Origin of the sequence: Dietzia sp. DQ11-44 (assembly GCF_014145205.1) — a bacterium.
In the GTDB taxonomy this organism is placed as follows: Bacteria; Actinomycetota; Actinomycetes; order Mycobacteriales; family Mycobacteriaceae; genus Dietzia; species Dietzia natronolimnaea.
In genome coordinates this window covers 1-2,103 of sequence record NZ_JAALEC010000586.1, presented here as the reverse complement: position 1 = coordinate 2,103, position 2,103 = coordinate 1, and the positions used below count along the sequence as shown (strand labels likewise).

At 70.1% G+C, this 2,103-nt stretch carries 3 protein-coding genes and 1 tRNA gene; 2 read left to right on the top strand and 2 right to left on the bottom strand.

What is annotated here, in order from left to right:
- On the bottom strand, positions 1-867 hold an 867-nt coding region (locus G6018_RS13850), incomplete at its 3' end, for a polyprenyl synthetase family protein (protein WP_182639918.1).
- Positions 868-1,042: 175 nt separating this feature from the next.
- Positions 1,043-1,125: transfer RNA gene (locus G6018_RS13845), tRNA-Tyr, on the bottom strand.
- A gap of 144 nt (positions 1,126-1,269) precedes the next feature.
- Here G6018_RS13845 and G6018_RS13840 point away from each other — a divergent pair.
- Both G6018_RS13840 and G6018_RS13835 read left to right on the top strand, forming a co-directional pair.
- On the top strand, positions 1,270-1,764 hold the full coding sequence (locus G6018_RS13840; RefSeq protein WP_179523183.1) for a YajQ family cyclic di-GMP-binding protein: 495 nt from the start codon (positions 1,270-1,272) through the stop codon (positions 1,762-1,764).
- 10 nt (positions 1,765-1,774) lie between these two features.
- Positions 1,775-2,103, top strand: a 329-nt coding sequence (locus G6018_RS13835; protein WP_347237872.1) for an extracellular solute-binding protein, incomplete at its 3' end; no start/stop codon positions are given.

Here is a 2,103-nt window from a genome sequence, read left to right as displayed (position 1 = left end):
GGCCGGGTCAGGGCCGGGCCGGCCGGCGTCGGTGCCACCGAGCGCGGCGTCGACACGCGGCCAGAGATCGGTGGTGGAGGCGAAGGCGAGCAACACCGTGGGGGCCCGGCGCATCAGGTCACCCTCGTTGGACTTGCCGGTCACCGCCGGGTCGCCGAACACGCCCAGGACGTCGTCGACCACCTGGTACGCCGTGCCCAGGTGGCGACCGGTCTCACGGAGCGGGGGGATCATCTCCTCCGGCCCCCCGGCCAGGACCACGCCCAGCACCATGGGCAGGGTCACGGAATAGGCCGCGGTCTTGGCGGCACCGATCGCCAGCGCGTGTTCCTGCGTGGTCGGCTCACCGTGGGCCGCACCGTGCACGTCGGCGTACTCCCCGGCGATGGAGGCCACCACCGCGCCTTCGACCTCCGCCATGGCGCGGTGCAGCACGGGCGCCGGCACGGGCAACCGGGCGAACTCGCCCATCGCGGCCACCAGGAGGAGATCCCCGCCGAGCAGTCCCCCCACCATGCCGACGTGCGCGGCGGTCTCCCGGGACAACCCCTGCTCGGCACCCCGCGTCGTGGTCCGACCCTGCAGGTTGGGCCGGCCCCGGCGGTGGTCGTCGCCGTCGGCCACGTCGTCATGGACCAGGAAGGCCTCGTGGAGGAGTTCGAGCGCCTGACAGGCGGCGGCGCGAACCGCCTCGTCGCGACCGCCGGCGTGCGTGTAGACCGCGTCGAACAGTGCCGAGCGCATGCCCTTGCCGGATCGGGTGGTGCGGTCGAGATCGGCCGCCCAGTCGTCGACGGCGGGACCCAGGCCGTCGGGCAGGTCGCGAGAGGTCATCCGCTGGGCGGCGCTTACCGAATCCAGTGTCATGTCCTGTTGTTCGGAGCCGACCCTGTCGTGGATACCCCTCACCTCGAATCTTTTCGATGAGATGCGGCACACCGGCGTCCCGCACCCGGCGCCGCTGATGTCCACGGTGTCACACGGCCACACTATCGCGGCCAGGAAATGCACGAAGACCCCCGCTTGTGGCGGGGGTCTCGCGTGCCAGATGATGGATTCGAACCAACGTAGGCATAAGCCGACGGATTTACAATCCGCTCCCTTTGGCCGCTCGGGCAATCTGGCGTGCACCCTTGAAGGCGCTAGGACACGATACAACGCGTGTGACCCCCGGTGCCAAATCGGGGGCCGGCGGGGTGGCCCGGGCGGATGTCACGGCCGGGTAGCCTGGCCGGGATCGTCCCCCAACCCAGGAGAAGGAGCGCGTCCATGGCCTCGGAGTCCTCGTTCGACATCGTCTCGGAGTTCGACCGCCAGGAGGTGGACAACGCCCTCAACCAGGCCGCCAAGGAGCTGGGCACCCGCTACGACTTCCGCGGTACCGACGCCGGTATCGAGTGGAAGGGTGACGACGCGGTGGAGATCGTCGCGGCCTCCGAGGACCGTGTGCTGGCGGCCAAGGACGTGTTCATCGAGAAGCTGGTCCGCCGGGGCCTGAGCATGAAGGCGCTGGAGGTGGGCGACCCGATGCCGTCCGGTAAGGGCTTCCGCCTGGTCGGCTCCCTCAAGCAGGGCATCGACAAGGAGAACGCCAAGAAGATCACCAAGCTCCTGCGCGACGAGGGCCCCAAGGGCGTCAAGGCGCAGATCCAGGGCGAGGAGATCCGGGTGTCGTCCAAGAAGCGCGACGACCTGCAGGAGTGCATGCAGCTGCTCAAGAAGGCCGATCTCGAGGTCGCGCTGCAGTTCACCAACTACCGGTAGTCCGACGACCGTGCCCTTCCCAGGGGGACGCAGGAGGAGCCGGCGGCGTGCCGCCGGCGCGGGCGGCGTGCGGGTGCTCGCCGCGGCCGTGGGGATGTCCCTGCTGGCGGGATGTTCTGTCGGGGTCGACGACGACGAGGGCTCGCCTCTGCTCACGGTCTTCGCCGCCGCCTCGCTCACCAGCGCGTTCACCCGGATAGCCGAGGACTACGAGCGTCAGAACCCCGAGGTCGAGGTACGGCTGTCCTTCGACGGATCGGCCGGGCTGGTCGACCAGATCGCCGGGGGCGCTCCCGCCGACGTGTTCGCCTCGGCGGATGCCGCGAGCATGGACCGGGC